The sequence below is a fragment of the Microvirga sp. TS319 genome (assembly GCF_041276405.1).
Lineage (GTDB): Bacteria > Pseudomonadota > Alphaproteobacteria > Rhizobiales > Beijerinckiaceae > Microvirga.
In genome coordinates this window covers 1769290-1788636 of the sequence record NZ_JBGGGT010000001.1, presented here as the reverse complement: position 1 = coordinate 1788636, position 19347 = coordinate 1769290, and the positions used below count along the sequence as shown (strand labels likewise).

Sequence of the window (19347 nt, the reverse complement as noted above, 5' to 3'; positions counted from 1 at the left end):
GCTTCATAGGCAAGTCCGGTCACGATCAGGAGCGGCATTCTGGAGCTCACATTCCGACTCGGTCGGTTGTATCATAGAGACCCTGCTTCAGGTTCCGATAGCGCGCAAGCGCCCAAAGCGGGAAGAGCCTAGGGTAACCATGATAACGCAAGTAGAAGACCCTTGGGAAACCCGTGGCCGTGAAATGTTCTTCGGGCCAAAAACCATCTCGATCTTGCGTGCTGCAGAGATACTCGATGCCGCTCTCAACAGAAGGGTGCGTGACCTCCCCGGCGGCCATAAGGCCAAGGAGAGCCCAAGCCGTCTGAGATGCTCTACTCGATGCAGGCCGGTGAACCCGGTAATCGAGACGATAGCTCTCGCCATCCTCACCCCAACCTCCGTCGGGATTCTGGATTCGTACGAGCCATTCTGCGGCTCTTCGGATGGGGTCTGAACGTGGATCCACTTTTGCTGCGCGCAGGGCACAGAGAGCAGACCAGGTCCCGTAAATATAGTTCATGCCCCAACGGCCGAACCAGCTCCCATCGTCCTCCTGCTCTGCAAGGAGATACGCAATGCCGTGAGCCAGTGGCGAGTCTCTTTCGGATCTCTCGCCAAGTTGGGCGAGCATAGATACACATCGAGCCGTCACATCGGCGGTCGGTGGATCAAGAAGCGCTCCATGGTCGGCAAAGGGAATGTGATTGAGATAACTGTAAGTGTTATCGGCGTCGAAGGCGCCCCAGCCCCCATTTTGGCTCTGCAGCCCTATAACCCAATCGCGGCCGCGGGCAATGGGCTCGTCATAGGCGTTGGCATCCTGCGGAGCCGACTGAGATCGCGCGCGATGCATCGCCATGACGACCACTGCAGTGTCATCGACATCGGGGTAGTGAGGATTGGCATATTGGAATGCCCAGCCGCCAGGGCGCAGGTCGGGGCGGATCATGGCCCAATCTCCCGCTACATCAAGGATCTGGCGCTGCCTTAACCAAGTAAGACTCTTCTTTGCGCACTGCTCCGCTTCATCGTCTCCAACTTCGAGGAGCGTCTGGCAACATAGTGCGGTATCCCACACGGGCGAGAGGCATGGCTGGCAATAGGCTTCATTGTCCTTCACGACGAGCAAGGCCTCAACTGCCTCCCGCGCCGCGATGACGGATGGATGATCTCCTGGATACCCTAGAGCGTCGTACATCATCAGGACATTGACCATAGCCGGGAATATAGCCCCGAACCCACTACAGCCGTTCAGGCGTTCTTCGACGAATGCTACTGCGGCCTCGATCGCACGCTGGCGCGTACCTTTCGGAAAGACAGTCTCCGCTCGATGAAGGATACTATCTGTCGCTTCGAAGAAACCCGCCCAGAGCGACTTCTGACGCGGGCCCGCTGGCCAGCTGCGCTCGCTACCTGTCGGAGCCTTGAAAAGCTCCTGGACACCGATGCCACGCAGGTTACGTGCCTTTGGTTTCAAAGCCTGCAGGACCATGAGCGGGACGAGGACCGTGCGTGCCCAATAGGATATCTTCAGGACATGTACGGGGAACCAGCGCGGGAGAAGCATAATCTCAATTGGCATGACCGGGACCATGCGCCAGGGAATCTCGCCATAAAGTGCTAACAATGTCCGCGTGAATACATTGCTCTTTACGGCGCCGCCATGAGCGAGAATTACATCACGAGCCCAACGCATATGCGGAGCGTCAGGCGGGTCTCCAATCATCTTAAGGGCAAAGTATGCCTTGACGCTTGCGCTTAAGTCGAACGATCCGTCATGGTAGAGAGGCCAGCCATTATTCTTAATCTGTATGCGGCGCAGGTACGCGGCGATCTTTTCTTCAATGTCACCTTCTGCGGGGTCCCCAAGATAATGCCTTAGTAGGATATACTCGGCAGGAATTGTTGCATCAGCCTCAAGCTCAAATCTCCAATGACCGTCGGCCTGCGCACATGCGATAAGCGCACGGCTGGCAGCTTGGATGTTCGTCTCAATCACATCGGTTGATAGTTCAATTCGACTAGGACTAACTTGAGTCATTCAATACTCCATGTCCTTCGAGCAAGAGTCCTTGCATTCACAACAGTTGAGTGTGCTTGGATCAAACGCCTATCTCGAGGCGAAGTATTGGATGAGGCTGTCAATCAAACTGGCCCATATGCTAACATTGCCTTCACGAGACGCGAATGCCCAGCGTGGACAGTCTCCGCTTGGAAATGAATGGATGCTGTATCGAACAGTTGGATGCAGATATGCCCGATTCCGGAGTGGCGGGCGCATGTTCGCGGTGCTCGAAGCTGTCTGGGGTGACTGGCGCGATATGATCGGCTATCTGGAATGTCGTTAACGGCTCGGCGGAGCGCATATGCGGCGTACATTGTCTTACGCCAAAAGCGTGGCAATATATGCTTGGCTGTATAGAACAGGCTTCTGGCAACAAGGGGGGAGCCATTCTCGTTCACCACTATACTGGCCATGCGCCTGCTCCTCCTGAAAGCAGTGCTGGAGGTCATGAACTATACAATCCATACGACCTTATGTCATATCGATAAAGAGGCAGGGCAAGTCCCGACTACCTCCTGACCTCCAGCAGCGCCTGCATCGATTACGAGGCAGAATGTCGAGCCAGCGTTGGGGCGGCGGCTCGGAGAACCCGTCCAGATTGAGCCGAGCATCGTTCGCCTCTCTGCCTACAGCATCGAATGTGAAACCGAACTCACATCCGATGCGGTCAGTCTATGGTCTCGAGCATTTTTCACGCAATACCGGTTCTCACTTCCCGCGTCCGATGGTCTAGCATAAGAAAGCTGCAGGCAGGTATGCTGCTGCCCGATCGTGCCCTCACGCAGCGCCGGCCTTCGCCTTCATCGCGTGGCTGGCGAGCGTCTTGCCAAGGGACCATGCGGCACCTGGGACGCGGTGGGAATCGGCAATCACGGTATCGAAGGCATGCTCGATCCAGGCGCAGTCCCCCTCATCGATAACGAGTGGCGGCAGGAGCTTCACGACATGGCTCGCGTGGGCCGCTACCTGGCACAGGACGCCGTGCTCCTTAAACAGGGGAACCGTAATAAGCTGGCAGAACAAACCTTGGTTCATGGCCTCGAGGGCGCTCCAGGCAGCCTTCAGTTTGAGGGACCGCGGTGGGCCGAACTCGAGTCCTATCATCAACCCCTTGCCGCGCACCTTCTTCACGAATTCGTAACGCTCGGCCATGCGCCCGAAGGCGGTCATCAGACGCGTCCCCTTCTCAGCTGCATTCTCAATCAGCCGCTCCTCCTTGAGGGCATGCAGCGTCGCAAGCCCGGCGGCCATGGCGAGGTCGTTTTTCGAGAAGGTCGAGCCGTGCACGACTGCTCGGTCCAGCCGGTCGAAGATCTTGTCGAAGATCCAGCGACGGGTCAGCACAGCTCCAACCGGCACGTAGCCACCCGAAAGCGCTTTCGCCAGGAGCACCATGTCGGGCTCAACACCCCAATGCTCGATGGCGAGGAACTTGCCCGTGCGGCCGAGGCCTGTTTGAATTTCGTCTACGACGAAGAGAGCCCCGTGGAGCCGGCACAGCTCCGCCGCACCCTTCAGATAGCCCTCGGAGGGCATGTTGACGCCCTTACCCTGAATAGGCTCGACGATGAAGGCCGCGATGGTCTTCGACGCGAGCGCACGCTCAAGGACAGCGAGGTCGTCGAAGGGGATCTCAGCGCAGTCCGGCAAGAGCGGCCCGAAACCTCTTCGGAACATCTCGTCGCCAGTAACCGACAGACTGCCATAGGTGAGTCCATGAAAGGCGTGACTAGCGAAGAGTATGCCCGGCCGGCCGGTGGCGCCGCGGGCGAACTTGAGGGCGGCCTCGACGGCTTCGGCCCCTGAATTGGCGAAGAACACCTTGTCGAGATAGGGTGTGTGGGACAGGAGCCGCTCGGCGAGAAGGCCCGCGAGTGGCGAGACGTCCATCTGCACGAGGTTCGGAAGCTCTCCATCGATCGTTGAGACGAGTGCCTCGCGAACGCCCTTGTGATTGCGCCCGAGTGCGAAGACGCCCCAGCCGGACAGGAGGTCAAGGTAGCGCCGGTCGTCGCGGTCCCACAGATGAGCGCCCTGGGCCCGGTGGAAGCTTACATCGTAGCCGAGCACCTTCAGCACACGTACCATCTGCTCGTTGAGATAGCGGATGTGCAGGTCGTAGCGGTCCTCTCCGTGAGCATGGAAGAGTGCAGGGATATCAAGACTCATTGGCAACTCCGGATCCTTTTAGCGGGGCTGTACGGAGCGGGGGCGGGTGCCGTCGGCGGGCTTGGGCGAAACTGTACCACCGGTCTCGACCGCGCGCGTCCAGATTTCGCCGTCACAGAGAAGGCCGCCAAGGATGCAGCCCTCGATCTTGAGTGTGGTCGGGCTCTGCGGCGCCAGAGTAGCCATATAGGTCTTGCCATTGGTGGCGTTGTAAACGGTGCCCTCCCACAAGTTCTGCCCCTTGAGCATCATACCCTTGATGATCTCAAGTCCCAGAAGCGGCTTGTTGCGTTGGGCCGGGTCGGGGTTGTTCGAGTCGACGCCCCCCGGTGTCTTTGTCCAGGTGAGTGTGCCACAATGAGTTCCGTCGCTGCCATTGCCGCAGGGTGCGATGCGGATGCGTGCGGTCTGGTCGGCGACAATCCACTCACCGTCGATAGGCGCCGGCTTTTGCGAGGTAGCAGACGTCCTCGGCCTATTTTCGGGCTGGGCCAAAGACGGGACGGTGATGAATACCGCGAGGAAGGTCGCGGCAAGTACCTTCTGGCTGACCATGTTGGTCCCGGACCCCACGGGTCCGCTCCGGTTGAGCCTGAGCAGATTCACGGTTGCGCAACGAGCAGCTTCTGACCTCGCTTATTGTAATCTCAAAGCGGCAAGCATGAGGCATGGGTTCTCGCGCAAGGGCGGACGGAACACGGAACGACCTTGTGGAACCTTTCAGGCTATCACCAGTCATTATGCTGACGAAGCCCAATAGTTCCGGGGGAATTGTGCGGGCGCTCACACGGTTGATGCGTCTGCAAGAAATCGCTTGTCGCGGCAAACCTCGGCCGGGCCACGGTATCTGCGTCAGCCGTTGCAGGATTGCTTAACGGGACATGAGTGGGTGCGGGATGGAACCTGCCGGTACACGACTCAACATGGCTCAGCATAACCGCGGAAGCTCTGCTTTAGATGAGCCCAGCCGCCCGCGGCGCCCTCTTCTGGGGAAACTGAAGCGGATGGCGACGGCTCTTCTCTTCATAGGCTGGTTGGTTCCAGTCGTCCTGACGCTGTGGCCGGCGCCTGGCACGGCGCAAGCCACAATGCCGGCACCGACCGTCACGGTTGCTACCGCCACCCAGACCTGCTTCGAGGACCGCGTCTTCTTCATCGGTACGCTTGTGCCCCGCGAGGAGGTGCTCGTTATCCCTCTCGTTGAAGGCGCACGCGTCAACGAGGTGCCCGTCGAGGCGGGCGAGCGGGTTCGGAGCGGCCAAGTGCTGGCGCGGCTCAGCCGGCCGGAGCCACCGGGTGGCGGGTCGATCGACGTGACGGCACCTGCTGGCGGCATCGTACTGGCCCGCAGTGCCCGGGTGGGTCTCATTGTCTCCGCATCCTCCGTGGAACCCCTGTTTCGGATCGCCCGCGATGGTGCCATGGACGTGATGACGGGGCTGCCGGCGAGCCGCCTCGTTAACGTGCAGACCGGTCGCGCTGTGCTCCTCCAGACCCCTGGAGGGGAGATCCGCGGTCAAGTGCACCTCGTCGCGCCGGAGGTGGACCGGCAGAGCCGGCTCGCCTTGGTGCGTATCAACTTTGATGGAGACCCGCGGCTGCCCTTCGGCGCTTCCGTGTCAGGCGTCATCGAGACGGGGCAGAGCTGCGGCCCGGGCATCCCGCTTTCAGCTCTTGTCTCCGAGCGTGATCAAACGCTGGTTCGTCGCGTGCGCGATGGTAAAGTAGAGAGTGTCGCGGTGAAGACTGGCCTCATTCAGGGCGACATGGTCGAAGTCGAATCCGGGCTGGCGGCCGGCGATCGCGTCGTCGCCCGCGCGTCCGATTTCCTACGCGAGGGCGATGTCGTGCGCACGGCGCCTGCAGAGGTGCAGCAATGAGGATCCCGATATCGGCAGCGTCGATCCGCCAGCCGATCCCTGCTATTGTCCTCTTCCTCGTGCTGTGTCTGCTTGGTCTTATGAGCTTCCGACAGCTGCCGGTTACGCGCCTTCCTGCGGTCGACCTTCCGATCGTGTCCGTTACTGTGCCGATGTACGGCGCATCGCCGACGGAGATTGAAACCCAGGTAACGACACCTGTCGAAAACGCCGTGGCAGGCGTGGCTGGCGTGCGTCACATCTCCTCAACCATTACGGATGGCCTCTCGACGACGGTGATCGAGTTTCACCTTGAGATGGATGCGACCACTGCGGTCAACGACGTTAGCGATGCAGTGACGCGCATCCGCGCTGAACTACCCCAGGCCGTGCAGGCTCCCATCGTCCAGAGCATCGAAATTGCTGGCCTACCGATCGTCACCTATGCGGTAAAGTCTAAAGACCGCGGGCCGGAGCAAGTCTCCTGGTTCGTCGACGAGACCGTCAAGCGGGCGCTGCTCGGACTCCGTGGAATCGCGGGTATCAGGCGCATTGGCGGTTCCGAGCGCGAGATCGCAGTCCATCTCAATCCCCTGAAGCTGGCGGACGCAGGTGTCACTGTCGTCGATGTGAATGAGCAACTGCGTGCGGCAAACGTCAACGTTGGAGGCGGGGGCGTAGAGGTCGGAGGCCGCAATGCGACGATCCGCACGCTTGCCGGCGTTCGCAGCATCTCAAGCCTTTCTGCCATTCCTATCGTCCTGCCGACTGGCGGCACAGTTCGTCTCGATGATCTCGGTACTGTGACGGATGGCAAGGCTGAGCCGAGGACCTTCGCCCTTTTTGACGGTGAGCCCATCGTCGCCTTTGCAGTCTCCCGGGCCCGTGGCGCGAGCGACGTCGACGTCGCTCGCGGGGTTGCGGATCGAATCGCTGTCCTGCAGCGAGCGAACCCCGACTACGAGATTCGCCTTATCGATTCACCGGTCGACTATACAGTCGGCAACTACAGAGCCACGATGAGCGCACTCGTTGAGGGCGCGATACTCGCCGTCATCGTGGTGTTTATTTTCCTTTGGGACTGGCGCGCCACTCTGATTGCGGCGATCGCATTGCCGCTCTCAGTCATCCCGACCTTCTGGGTTATGGATGTCATGGGCTTCTCGCTCAACCTCGTGACACTCCTTGCCATTACGCTGTCGACCGGCATTCTCGTCGACGACGCCATTGTCGAGGTCGAGAACATTATCCGCCACATGCGAATGGGAAAGGGTGCCTACGAAGCGGCGCTCGAGGCCGCAGACGAGATCGGACTGGCCGTCATCGCCGTGACAGCGACCCTGATTGCAATCTTCGTACCCTCAAGCTTCATGGGCGGTGTTGCGGGCCAATTCTTCAGGCAATTCGGTGTTACTATTGCAGTCGCGGTGTTTTTCTCACTGCTCGTCGCCCGCCTCATCACGCCGATGATGGCGGCCTATGGCCTCCCTGCCGTACCGGACATCCTCGAAAGGGAGGGCCGGGTGCTGCGCACCTATACGCGGCTTGTCGCTTGGTCGGTCCGTCACAGAATTGCTACGGTGGTTATCGGGCTTGCCGTCTTCGTTGCCTCGATCGCGAGTGCCTTGCTACTGCCGACTTCGCTTCTGCCCCCGCAGGATACGAGCCGCTCACTCATTGTTGTCGAACTCCCTCCTGGTGTCGACCTCGCCGACACCCGTCGCACCGCCGATCTCATCACGCATCGTCTCAAGGAGGTGCCGGAGGTGCGCTCCGTTCTGGCTCAAGGAGGGCGTGTGCCAATCGGAACGCCGGAGGCACGCGATGCTACCTTTGTTGTCAACTATACACCCCGTTCTGAACGAAGCCGCACCCAACGCGAGCTCGAAGCCGTCCTTGCGGCGGAACTCGTCAACGTACCCGATATCCGCTCCTATTTCCTCGACGCAAACGGTCTCAGGCCCGTCATGATCATCGTCATGGGTGCCGATGGCGCAAAAGTCTCGACTGCGGCGGCCGACCTAGCGGCGCAGATGCGCCGTCTTCCCATGCTTGCCAATGTGATCTCCACCGCGTCCCTCGACCGGCTGGAGGTTCGCATTGTCCCGCGGCCTGTCGACGCTGCTGCGCTCGGGCTTCCCGCCGCGGCGCTTGCGCGCGCGATCCGCGTCACGACCGTTGGCGATGTCGAAACGAACCTTCCCCACTTCGATGCCGCCGACCAGCTCGTTCCCATTCGCGTTCGCCTCGATCCTGCGACGCTCACGGACCCGCGAGAACTCGATGCGGTACGCCTTTCTCCGCCACAGGGCAGGCCCTCGGGCATGCAGCCGATTCCGCTCGCCGCGGTGGCGGACGTGGAGATTGGCCGCAGCCCGGCCTCGATTGAGCGCCACGATCGCTCCCGCAGCGTAACTGTTGAGGCTGACCTGGTCGGCGGAGCCGCGCTCGGCGATGCCGTCAAGGCGATACTCGCACTGCCCGCTGCGCGTACTCCCGAAGCCGGCGTCACCGTGCGCGAGGCGGGTGACGCTGAGGTCATGACGGATCTGTTCAAGGGCTTCTCGACCGCCATGCTGGCGGGTCTCCTTCTCGTTTACAGCGTGCTGGTTGTCCTTTTCGCGAGCTTCCTGCAGCCCTTGACGATTCTCTTCTCACTGCCGCTCTCTATTGGGGGCGCGATGCTAGGCCTGTTGGCTGTTCGCCAGCCCATCAGTATGCCGGTTGCGATCGGTATCCTGATGCTGCTGGGCATTGTGACGAAGAATGCGATCCTCCTGGTTGATTTCGGGCTGGAGGCGCAGTCGAAGGGGATGAGTCCGCAGGATGCTATTGTCGACGCCGGACGCAAGCGCGCCAGACCGATCATCATGACCACGGTCGCCATGGTCGCCGGCATGGTCCCCTCGGCACTCGCCATCGGCGACGGCGGGGAGGCGCGGGCGCCCATAGCGATAGCGGTTATCGGCGGTCTCGTCGTCTCGACACTCCTCTCACTTGTCTTCGTCCCAGCAGCGTTCGTATTGGTGGAGGATTTCTCCCGTTTCCTGCGCCGGTTCGTTCGTTGACCCGCGCGGGCGCAGTCTATGGGGCCTCTGTTGCATTAACTTGAGAAGGTCAGAGCCAACCCAGTCGATCGGATCACTCAGGCCGGCGGACCGAAGAGCTGCTTCACAGGACGGATCTCGCCTGTCAGGCCGCGATGGCCGTAGCGGATCATCCGCATCACCTCAACGCCCCGCTCCAGCATCATCTCAGCCAGTTGCGGGAGCTGATGCCGGACGTTCCTCGCCAGCACCCGCACAGCGGAATGATCCCGACCGGAAGACGGAGGCGCTCGAACAGAGAGACAAGAGGGCGGCTCCTCGGATCGCCGCCTTCCCTGAAACTGCCAAGGTAATGCAGCGGTGCCGCGTCAGAGCAGGTGCCGGTTAACCACCATTCATCTTTCCATTTGGGACGAGGCTCTGAGACAGGACGACGACTTGAGTCCTGTTGGTTGCATTCAGCTTCCGCATAATATTTCGGATATGAACCTTGACGGTATTCTCTGACAGGTTGAGGTGATGCGCGATCCACTTGTTGGAGCGTCCCTGCCGCAGAGCAGTCAGAACATCAATTTCCCGAGCGGTAAAGGCTGCATTGAAGCCGTTGAACTCCTTCTCGTATCCCAGCTCGTCCTGCGGAACATCGGTAGGGAGAGCTGGGTGCGATAAAAGATCCGAAGGATACTCTATGGTATTTTCATGAGTGACTTCGAGAACGACGTTGCTCGGGTCGAGCTTGCCGTTGAACGAATGCGGATAGTAAGTTCCGCCGGCCAGCACCAGCCGAAGGGCGGCGATCGCAATCTTGAAGGAGGTCGTGACGGGAATGAAGCCGCGCGCTCCGGCGGCAGCCGCAGCTTCAACAGTGGAAATGTCGTCCCTGGACGATATGACGACCACGGGGGCACGGGCGAAATATTGGCAGACAGCCCTAACGTCGTGCGTCAGGTTGTGGGAGTTGCCGGAACGGGGATGAACTTTCAGAAGAACCCCTTCGATCGCAATTTCCGCAGGCCGGACGAGGTCATGGACAGTCGGAATTCCGATGATCCTCATTTGGGGAAATTCTCCCCTTATCGCTTCAGCTAGGCAATCCTGGGAGAGGAGCTCGTCATCAATGATGACGATGCAACCTTGACGAAATTCAGGTTGATGGTGTCTCGCTAAGCTCGACATAGGCATTGCTTCCCTTGCTCTGCCCTACTGCGATGAAAACTCCACAGTCAGTGTCTCGTCGCGACGTCCTAATCTCGGACCATGTGCATTGGGCGCAATTCATTCATACGCCGGGCAATCGACCTAAAATAACTCTGCGAGGGGATAGCATCAGACTTCTTGTTGAAGTGAATCCTAGGATGATCTGACCATATTATTCATGCTTTGGGTATTACCCATTTGCATTATCGCAAAATGATTGGTCCGATAGGAGGGCGTCGGCAAATAAATGGACGAAGATTGGAAACTTATTCTAGCATCAACTTATTTTCTTAAGGGCCCAAGATACGCCTCTTCATGCCCATTCGAACAGGTAATGTTCTCGGCAAGCGTATAACGAAGCCGAGCGTAATCCCAAATTCGATCGGCTTAATACTCAGGGATCCTGTAGTCCGCCTATTCAAAACATCTCGCCCAACTTGGTCTCTTTTTCTCATTCGCAAATAAAATAATGCTGGGTCGCCAGAGCCTTATGTTGTGGAGTCCTGCCATGAAGAACGACGACAATGATGGGCGCTCGACGGAAAAGACCGATGATGACGTCCTGGACCGGGAAATCGACGTCGATCAGAATTCCTCAACCGATGACGATGTCGACATAGAGATAGATGTCATCAGCCCGCGCCCTGTGAGCGTCGATCTCGATACGGAAATCGATCAGAACGGCGAGGTCGATCAGGATATCGATGTCGACGTCGATGATGACAGTGATGGTCGAGAGGTCGATGTAGCAGGCGTTCAGAGGCTGGAGGTTGATCAGAGGATCGACGTTGAAGTTGAAATAAGCGAGGACGATGACGGCAACATCGTCGTTGAGATCGACGCGAAGGTTGAGGACGATGTCGAGATTGAGAGCGACATCGATATCGATATCGATGAAGGGGACAAGGACAGCATTGACAGTGATATCGAAGACGACTCCGAGGTTGACAGGAACATCGATGTCGACGTGGAGGTTCGCGGTGATATTGATGTAGATCCCGCTGTGGGCATCGACTCTCTTATCAACGCGGTAGTCCGGGGCCTCGTTGCCGAAGATGGCGACAAGATCGGCGTCGACTTCGATGAGAATGCGTTGGCGGATGCAGATGTCGATATCATGGTCGACCTGAGTGGCGTCAATGATTAATCCAGTTTGGGCGTGAGATGCGGCGAGCCTGGAAGTCCGGGCTCGGTTCCCGTTTGTGGCCAAGAGTATGAATGGAGTAGGTATCGGAGTTGGTCGTACTACTTTGAGCCATCACCTGTCCCGGCGGCCATAACCTATGAGGATGACGGCCGGGTCGGAAATATGGGCCTTTGGTTCGAATGCGATTTGGCAACTAGCCGTTGTGGTGCGAACCGGCGAATGATCATGAATCGACGAAGCACAAGGTGATTTGCCGATTGCTCGATCGTCGATCTGCTCCTGGTACAAAGGTTTTCCAGGGTGGCTTTCATCAAGCTTCCGAATGGGAGGTTTCACTATGGCTGACTTCGATGACAACGATTTCGACATCGATATCGATGCTGATATTGATCAGGACCTCGACCAAGATCAAGACCAAGACGTGGATGTAGACGCGGATCAGGACTCTGATGTCGACATCGATCAGGACAACGACAACGACACCGATCAGGATAACGACAACGACAACGATCAGAGTAACGATGCTGATGTCGATGTTGACCAGGATCAGGACGTTGATGTCGACGTCAATCAGGAGCAGGACGCCGATCAGGATGCGGATATTGACATCGATTTCGACTTCGCCTGATGCATTCTGCTGATTTGAGGCGCCCGGACGGTGTCCGGGCGCTGATCTTGATGTCGGATGCAGCGTATCCGTTCACATGGCTCGTCCGATAATATCAGATCAATTAGGGACAGGTCATACCCGCTTCCTGTTACGCCATCGCGGAGATGTTTCGCCCATGGCTCTCACCTGGATGAAAACTCGCAAGAAGACGGAAATTGAGCGCGCCTTCAGCCTCTGCAGGGTCTCGCTCCTCCTAGTCTTCGCGCTCAGCTTCTTTGTGAACCTGCTGGCCCTGACGGTTCCTCTCTATCTCCTCCAAATCTATGACCATGTGCTGTCGAGTAGGAGTTTCGATACCCTCGTCATGCTCACCTCCATCGTGGTTGTCGCGTTGGCTGTGCACGCGATCCTGGAGGCACTGCGGCGCAGCATGCTTGGCCGTATCGGCACATGGCTCGATGACCGCCTCCAGGCTTCTGTACTGATCAGCGCTGTTCAATCGGCCTTGCGCAATGATCCGTCGGCAGCGGCGCAGGCGTGGCGTGATCTGAGCGGGCTGCGCTCGTTCTTCAGCGGAACGGCCTGCACGGCGCTATTCGACCTTCCGTGGACGCCGATCTTCATTCTCGCGATGATCCTTGTTCATCCGCTGCTCGGCGTCATTGGATTCACGGCGTCGATCGTTCTGTTCGGGTTGGCGCTGCTCAATGAGATGGTGACGCGGAACCTTTTTGCGCGCTCAAGCGCCGCCTGGGTCGAGAGCCAGCACCGGTTCGAGTCGCTCCTGCGCAATGTCGAGGCTATCAGTACGATGGGGATGCTTCCGGGGGTCGCCCGGCTCCTGCACGAGAACCAATCCTATGCCAAGGAGGCGCAACTCACCGCCTCGGCGAGGGCCGCAGCGATCCAGGCCTTCGCACGCTTCGTCAGGCTTCTCACTCAGGTTATCGTCATGGCCTGCGCCGCTTGGCTCGTGATCGTGCACGACGTCAGCCCGGGTGCGATCTTCGCGAGCTCGATCCTGCTTGGCCGCTCTCTGGGTCCGGTTGAGGGGGCCATAGGAACCTGGAAGGCCGTGACCAGTGCGCGCCTCGGCTACAGCCGCCTTCAGAAGATCATGGCGGCGGCTCCTCAAGGCCGGGAGGTCATGAGGCTGCCGCGCCCCAGCGGCGCTCTCACTCTGGAGCGGGTGACGTTCACGCCTCCGGGAGCGGATACGCCGACCGTGCGCCGACTGACCTTTTCGCTCGATCCGGGCGAAATCCTGGGCGTGGTGGGGCCTTCAGGGGCGGGAAAGTCTACCCTTGCGCGCCTCATCGCGGGCACGCTCGCCCCCACATCGGGGCATGTCCGCCTAGACGGTGCCGACATCGCAATCTGGCAGGCCTCCGGCGGCCACCATTATTTCGGTTATCTCCCTCAAGACATCGAGCTGTTCGGTGGCACGGTCCGCGACAACATCGCCCGCCTTCAGGACGCCCCGTCAGAGGATGTGATCGCTGCCGCTACCCTGGTGGGATTGCACGAGACGATCATGCGCCTTCCCAGGGGCTATGAAACGGATATCGGGGAGGGGGGCCTGCGGCTGTCGGGCGGACAGCGTCAGCGGCTCGGCCTGGCACGAGCCTTCTTCGGCAATCCCCAGCTCATTGTCCTGGACGAGCCAAACGCCAGCCTCGATCCCGACGGCGAAGAGGCGCTGCGGCAGGCGATCCAGGAAATGCGCGACCGCGGAACGACCATCGTGATCATCGCTCAACGCCTCGGGATCTTGAATCTTTCCGACAAGGTTCTCGTGCTCGACAACGGGGCGATGAATGCTTTTGGACGGCGACGCGAGGTTGCCGAAAAGATCAGGAGCGGACGCACGATTCTTCCTGTCAGAAATCCTCAGATTACCACCCGCAAGAGGGCGAGGCCGCTCCCGGACATCCACTCCTCCGAGCCGCCGCAGGCCAAGGGATCCGATGAGACAGGGGCAGGTGAGGAGACTCAGAGGGCTGTGTCATGAGAGAATCGAGGAACGTTCTCGTCCATGAGCTTGCGGCCGTCCTGCCGCCGCCGTCAGAGACCCCGCTCCAGCGCTTGCGCCTCCTGGCGACCAACGCCTTCGCTCTCGTCGGCATCTTCGTGGTCGGGTTCGGGGTGTGGGCGATTTATGCGCCTTTGGAAAGCGCAGCGATTGCAGGGGGAGCCATCGAAGCCGAGTCGAGCCGCAAGACCATCCAGCACCTGGAGGGAGGCATTGTGGCCGAGATCCTTGTAAAGGATGGCGACGAGGTCACGCCGGGTCAGGTGCTGATCCGCCTTGACGGCACGAGAGCCCGGGCCGCCGTTCAGGTACTCCAGGGGCAGCTCTGGGACGCGCAGGCCCGCGAGGCGCGTCTCCTGGCGGAGCGCGACAGTCGCGAGGCGATCGAGTTCCCAATGGCTCTCCGGTTGGCTGCCAAGAGCAGTGCGGACCTGGAGGAGATCTTGGCCGGACAGGCCAAGATCTTCGATACCCGCCGAAGGCTTCAAGGGTCGCGGATCGAAATCATCCAGCAGCGTAGGGCGCAAACGGAACGGGAAATCGTCGGTCTTCATTTCCAGGAGGAGGCTGCCAGGAAGAGGGCGGAGATCATCAAGGAGGAGGTCTCCGCCATAGCTCCGCTCGTCGCCAAGGGCCTGCAGACGAAGCCGCGTCTCCTGCAGCTCGAACGTGAGCAGGCGGAGATCGACGGACGCCGCGGAGACGCCTTGGCCCAGATCTCGCGCGCGGAGCAGTCAGTCGGCGAATCCCAGGCGATGATCCTGAAGCTGGAAAGCGACTTCCACACCGAAGTCGCCCAGAGTTTGCGCGAAACCCAGGCATTGATCTTCCAGATCCTCGAGCGTATCCAGGCAGCGGGCGATGTGCTCGCCCGCACGGAGATTCGCGCGCCCGAGGCCGGCACCATCACGGATCTGCGCATCCATACGCCAGGCGGGGTGATCGCCGCCGGTGAGCCTCTTATGGATCTCGTTCCTCGCCAGGATCGGCTGATCGTGAAAGTCCGGGTCAAGCCGGAGGACATCGATCTGGTCCGTACTGGTCTTGAGGCCCACGTGCGCCTTCTATCTTACAAGCATCGGCGGGTGCCCCCTGTCGAAGGCGTGCTGACCTACGTCTCGGCCGACCGGCTCGTCGACAAGGAGACTGAGCTTCCCTATTATGTCGCCCGGATCCGGATCAACGAAGCATCCCTGAAGGATCTGCCGGAAGTGGAGATCATGCCCGGCATGCCGGTCGAAGTGCTGATCAAGACCGGCGAGTTTACGGCTGCGAATTATGTGCTTCGTCCGATTCTCGACAGCTTCAACCGGGCCTTTCGCGAGGATTGAGAGATGAGCGGTCGGTCGGTCGTGGCAGGATTTCGCTCGTCGCACCTGTGGCTGGCCCTGCTCTTCGCGGGCACCTCTTCTCCGCTGCGGAGCGAGCCTTTTGCGCAGGGCAAGTCGGAGCGGGAGGTGCAGGTTGGCGCAATCACCTGGCGCGTGCAGGCCTACAAGGCGAACTGCTTTCGGAACGGACCTCTCGTCGTCGTGTTTCACGGTTCGGACCGCAATCCGAGCCTCGCCCGCGACAATGCTCTCCCCTTGGCCGAAGCGGGCTGCGCTCTCGTGGTCGCCCCCCTGTTCGACGAGGCGCGCTTCCCTCGCTGGGCGTATCAGTTCGGGGGCCTCGGCGATCTCGTCAAGGAGGATGGAAGGAGACGTTTCCGCCTCAAACCAAAGGAGAGGCGCACGGGACATCTCGTGTTGGAGCTCATTGATGCGCTGCGCGTCGGGGAGGGGAGGCCGGACATGCCGTATTCTCTGATCGGCCATTCGGCCGGGGCGCAGTTCCTCGGACGGTTTGCGGCGTTCTTTCCGAACGGGGCGCTCCGGATCGTGCTGGCCAATCCCGGCAGCTATGTTATGCCCATGTGGGAGCGCAAATACCCTTATGGCTTTGGCGGTCTGACGATCGTCAGCGACGCTGACCGTCAGCACTATCTTGCCTCGCCCATCGTGGTTCTCCTGTCGGGCCAAGATACCAACCGGACAGGTCTCGATAAGAGCCCGGGCGCTGAGCGTCAGGGAGCGACCCGGTACGAACGCGGTCATGCGGCCTATGAGGCCGCCAAGGCCAGCGCAGCGGCGAGAGGACTGGCGTTTGGCTGGTCCCTGGTTGAGGTTCCGGATCTGGGGCATGGCAGCAGGAAACTCTACGCCCGTCCCGAAAGCGCTATTGCCGTGTTCGGCCCCTGCCTGCGTAGCACCTTGCGGCCCTCAGCCGAGTGCCGGAATCGGCGCGCCGAAAACGAGTGAGCGCTCGAGGATCGCCAGTGCGAACCAACTGGCTTACTTGATGCATCCAGTGTTGAATAATCGGGGTTCGAAAGCCTTCCATCCTCCCAGTTCTGCGGTTCCTCATCTGAAAGAATTAGCCCGGCTCACCGGAACAGGTCTCTAGAATACGAAGCGGACAAGCTCATCATAGGACCACGTGCCTCCGAGCATGGGGAGGATCGGATGCTTCCTGCGGACAAAGGTATTCGGGATCTGCTGCCCTTCATCCAGCCTTATCTGGATGACGACGTTCTGCTGGAGGCGGATTTCGATGGCGCTCCCATCATGGAGGAGACTGGTTCGCCTTCTACTGTCGCTACGGCAGCGCACCCGTTGGCCGATCTGTCTCCTCACCACGAGGACGATGCCGGCGGGCGCGCATCGATGCCGATCAAAGCGGCCCCCCATTCATCCGCGCCACTGCACGTCTCCGCTCTTGAAAGGGGAGAAGCAGAGCACGCTCAGGTTGAGACCAGCGGCGGGACCCCGACTATTGAGCTGCCCAAGCCGATCGCAACATCCGGCGACAGGGGAGCTGGCGGCCATTTGCCACGAGGGAATGCGCAGGAAGAGCACGAACGGGATGGGCATGAGCGGGATGGAGACGATGACGCCCATACCATCAACCGAGAGCCGGTCGGCCCGAGCACGCCCGCCGGCGATGCCGCCGAGCACGACGATGCCCACACCATCAGCGTAACGCAGGTAGCCGAGGTGGATCAGGACGCGCACGTCATCGTCCAGGGCTATGTGGGAAAGGTCGTCGCTCGCCTTCATATCGACCAGGATCTTCTGATGGATCAGGACGCCGATATTGATATCGATATCGACGGTGAAGGACGCTTCTTCGTGACGGTCGATCAAGACATGCGGATCGATCAAAGCGTCGATATCGATCTGAGGATTTTCGACGTGGACGATGTCCTCTATGTCGATCTCTTCCTGAAGGATAGGATTGCGGTCGAGCAGAACACGACCCTGGACATCCACCTTAGCGACGGGCACAGGGGTGGAGACGTAAGCATCGATCAGAGCCTTGAGATGAACCAGGATGTCGACATCGACATCGACATCGAGGACGACCTGGAGGAGCGCTATGTCGTCAAGGTCGAGATCGACGTCGACCAGGACGCTGTTGCCGACCAGGATGCGACGGTGGACATCACGGATCGGGCAGGCGAGATCGATATGGACGTAGACGCGTTGCAGACCGCCTACGTCGATCAGGAAACAACCGTGCGGATCGATTTCGCTACGATCTGACCTTGGATCCGGAGCAGCGTTTCCTGCCTGGCAGAACCGTCCCAGACATTAACCATAACATAAGGGAAAGCTGGCCGCCCACTTCATTGTGATGGACGCCGCCGCACCTGCGTATCAACCTTCCAGTGGAAGCTGAGACAGGGCTGGGGACCTTTGGGGGCACTGTCGTGTTGCGTTCGGTCTGCGTACTTGCCGTTGCGGCTTTCTATCTCTGCCTGGGAGGCTGCTCCAGCGAGCCGCCCGAGACTGAAAACGGAATTAGGCGAGCGAGAGGTGCCTCATTAGGGCCTGTCCCGCTGCCGCCGAAAGCTCCCTCGCGGCGAGGCTCCGAGAGGGCCCGCGTTATGCCGCCTATTCGCATCGTATCAGGTGAGGAGAACAGCGCATATTCGCGCACTATTGCCGACTTGGCCACGATCCTCGACGGCGACGATCCGCAGCTCCAAGCGATAGCCAGCCAGGGGCCGGTCGAGGACCTCTTGAAGCTGATCAACAGGCCTGAGGCCGATGTCGCGATCGTGCAGACAGATGCTCTCAGGTCTCTGCCGGAGTCCCTGCAGGGCAGCGCCAAGGACGAACTGCGCTATATCTTTCAGGTCCCCAGCAAGGAGCTTCATGTCCTGGCCCCCCGCGGCATTACGGAGATTGGGCAACTGGAAGGGCGCAAGGTCAACATCGACCGGGTGGGTACCGGTACTCACCTGACGGCGCGCCGCATCTTCCAAAGTCTCGGGATCAGGCCGGAGTTCACGACGGACGATCAGCGCACGGCTCAGCAGCGCTTGGTCTCGGGCGAGATCCAGGCCGCGATCCTGCTCGCCTCGAGTCCTTCGAGCGAAGTGCTCGCCTTTCCATCCGAGGGGCAGTTCCATTTGCTCCCCCTTCCGGCTGGATCGCTCGCACCCGACTATCCTCCGGCCCGTTTCACCAGTGATGATTATCCGCATCTGGTCGAGGCAGATGAGCAGGTTGCGACTGCGGCGGTCAGCCGCGTCCTCGCTGTCCGCAACTGGCCCGAGGGAAGTTCTCGCTACCGGCGCCTGGTGCGCTTAGCGCAAGCGATCGACGCTCATTCCTACGAACTCGATCGGCTCGGCCATCCTCCGCGTTGGAAGGATATCCGGGAAGCGGGAGTTCCCGGCTGGTTGCGCTTCAAGCCAGTGCAGGACTTATTGGAGCTCAGGATCCAGCGAACGGACGAGCAGCGCGCTTTCGAGACATTCGCCACCTCGGAGGGCAACTGTTCTCTTCCAATCTCATGGGGCCATTACGAGGATCTCTACAAGGATTTCATCGAATGGAGGAGAGCGCGGGAAAACGGCGGACGGCCAACCCGGTAACGGCTCAGATCGCAAGTGCTAGCGCATCGTGCGGACTTGGCCCTTCGGGGCCGCTCAAACGATGCGCTGCTCTAGCTCCAAGGAGCAGCCAGCGCGAACCAAATGCTCCTGATCCTGCGAAGGCCGGGACCTGCTTTCGCCATAATCCGGGTGATCTGATAAGTACAGTTCCTTGAGGATGTTGAGCTTTGGGCCCCGGACGGTTCCCCGCACTCGCAGTTCGATTTCTTCTCGTCGTGCTGCTTGTGGCAGGTCTATTTGCTGTATGGCTCATCCGAACTTCGGACGGCTCGGCGTCTCGCCTTGATGCTAATC

The 19347-nt window shown here is 59.9% G+C and carries 14 protein-coding genes; 9 read left to right on the top strand and 5 right to left on the bottom strand.

The features are described 5' to 3' along the window. Positions 1–46: 46 nt before the first annotated feature. From shc to AB8841_RS08155, 3 genes are all read right to left on the bottom strand, one after another. Positions 47–2023 (bottom strand): squalene--hopene cyclase, encoded by a 1977-nt coding sequence (shc, locus tag AB8841_RS08165; protein ID WP_370435279.1) that lies wholly within the window; start codon positions 2021–2023, stop codon positions 47–49. Between the two features lie 801 nt (positions 2024–2824). Then, the gene (locus tag AB8841_RS08160; RefSeq protein WP_370435278.1) at positions 2825–4216 is read right to left on the bottom strand and encodes an aspartate aminotransferase family protein; all 1392 of its coding nucleotides are present in this window, start codon (positions 4214–4216) and stop codon (positions 2825–2827) included. 18 nt (positions 4217–4234) lie between these two features. Continuing rightward, on the bottom strand, positions 4235–4771 hold the full coding sequence (locus AB8841_RS08155) for a DUF2147 domain-containing protein (RefSeq protein WP_370435277.1): 537 nt from the start codon (positions 4769–4771) through the stop codon (positions 4235–4237). Positions 4772–5139: 368 nt separating this feature from the next. Between AB8841_RS08155 and AB8841_RS08150 the strand changes: the two genes are divergently transcribed. Together AB8841_RS08150 and AB8841_RS08145 are read left to right on the top strand one after the other, a co-directional pair. Then, a complete protein-coding gene (locus tag AB8841_RS08150; protein WP_370435276.1) occupies positions 5140–6096 on the top strand; it encodes an efflux RND transporter periplasmic adaptor subunit in 957 nt (318 codons plus the stop codon). Further along, complete coding sequence (locus AB8841_RS08145) at positions 6093–9143, top strand: efflux RND transporter permease subunit (protein ID WP_370435275.1); 3051 nt, start codon at positions 6093–6095, stop codon at positions 9141–9143. Before AB8841_RS08150 ends, AB8841_RS08145 begins: the two co-directional genes overlap by 4 nt. Before the next feature lie 77 nt (positions 9144–9220). Here AB8841_RS08145 and AB8841_RS08140 read toward each other — a convergent pair whose 3' ends face one another. Continuing rightward, positions 9221–9379, bottom strand: coding sequence for a hypothetical protein (locus tag AB8841_RS08140; protein ID WP_370435274.1), 159 nt, complete (start codon positions 9377–9379; stop codon positions 9221–9223). 127 nt (positions 9380–9506) lie between these two features. After that, complete coding sequence (locus AB8841_RS08135; protein ID WP_370435273.1) at positions 9507–10298, bottom strand: response regulator transcription factor; 792 nt, start codon at positions 10296–10298, stop codon at positions 9507–9509. Between the two features lie 529 nt (positions 10299–10827). Here AB8841_RS08135 and AB8841_RS08130 point away from each other — a divergent pair. From AB8841_RS08130 to AB8841_RS08100, 7 genes are all read left to right on the top strand, one after another. Then, positions 10828–11466 (top strand): hypothetical protein, encoded by a 639-nt coding sequence (locus AB8841_RS08130; protein ID WP_370435272.1) that lies wholly within the window; start codon positions 10828–10830, stop codon positions 11464–11466. A gap of 337 nt (positions 11467–11803) precedes the next feature. Then, positions 11804–12094: a hypothetical protein gene (locus AB8841_RS08125; protein WP_370435271.1), complete on the top strand. Its 291-nt coding sequence runs from the start codon at positions 11804–11806 to the stop codon at positions 12092–12094. Between the two features lie 157 nt (positions 12095–12251). Next, positions 12252–14087, top strand: a complete 1836-nt coding sequence (locus AB8841_RS08120) for a type I secretion system permease/ATPase (RefSeq protein ID WP_370435270.1) — start codon at positions 12252–12254, stop codon at positions 14085–14087. Then, positions 14084–15439 (top strand): HlyD family type I secretion periplasmic adaptor subunit, encoded by a 1356-nt coding sequence (locus tag AB8841_RS08115; RefSeq protein ID WP_370435269.1) that lies wholly within the window; start codon positions 14084–14086, stop codon positions 15437–15439. The genes AB8841_RS08120 and AB8841_RS08115 overlap by 4 nt, the downstream gene beginning before the upstream one ends. Positions 15440–15442: 3 nt before the next feature. Next, positions 15443–16408, top strand: coding sequence for a hypothetical protein (locus AB8841_RS08110; RefSeq protein ID WP_370435268.1), 966 nt, complete (start codon positions 15443–15445; stop codon positions 16406–16408). Between the two features lie 204 nt (positions 16409–16612). After that, a complete protein-coding gene (locus AB8841_RS08105) occupies positions 16613–17692 on the top strand; it encodes a hypothetical protein (protein ID WP_370435267.1) in 1080 nt (359 codons plus the stop codon). A gap of 344 nt (positions 17693–18036) precedes the next feature. After that, a complete protein-coding gene (locus AB8841_RS08100) occupies positions 18037–19032 on the top strand; it encodes a TAXI family TRAP transporter solute-binding subunit (protein WP_370435266.1) in 996 nt (331 codons plus the stop codon). The last annotated feature ends 315 nt before the right edge of the window (positions 19033–19347 follow it).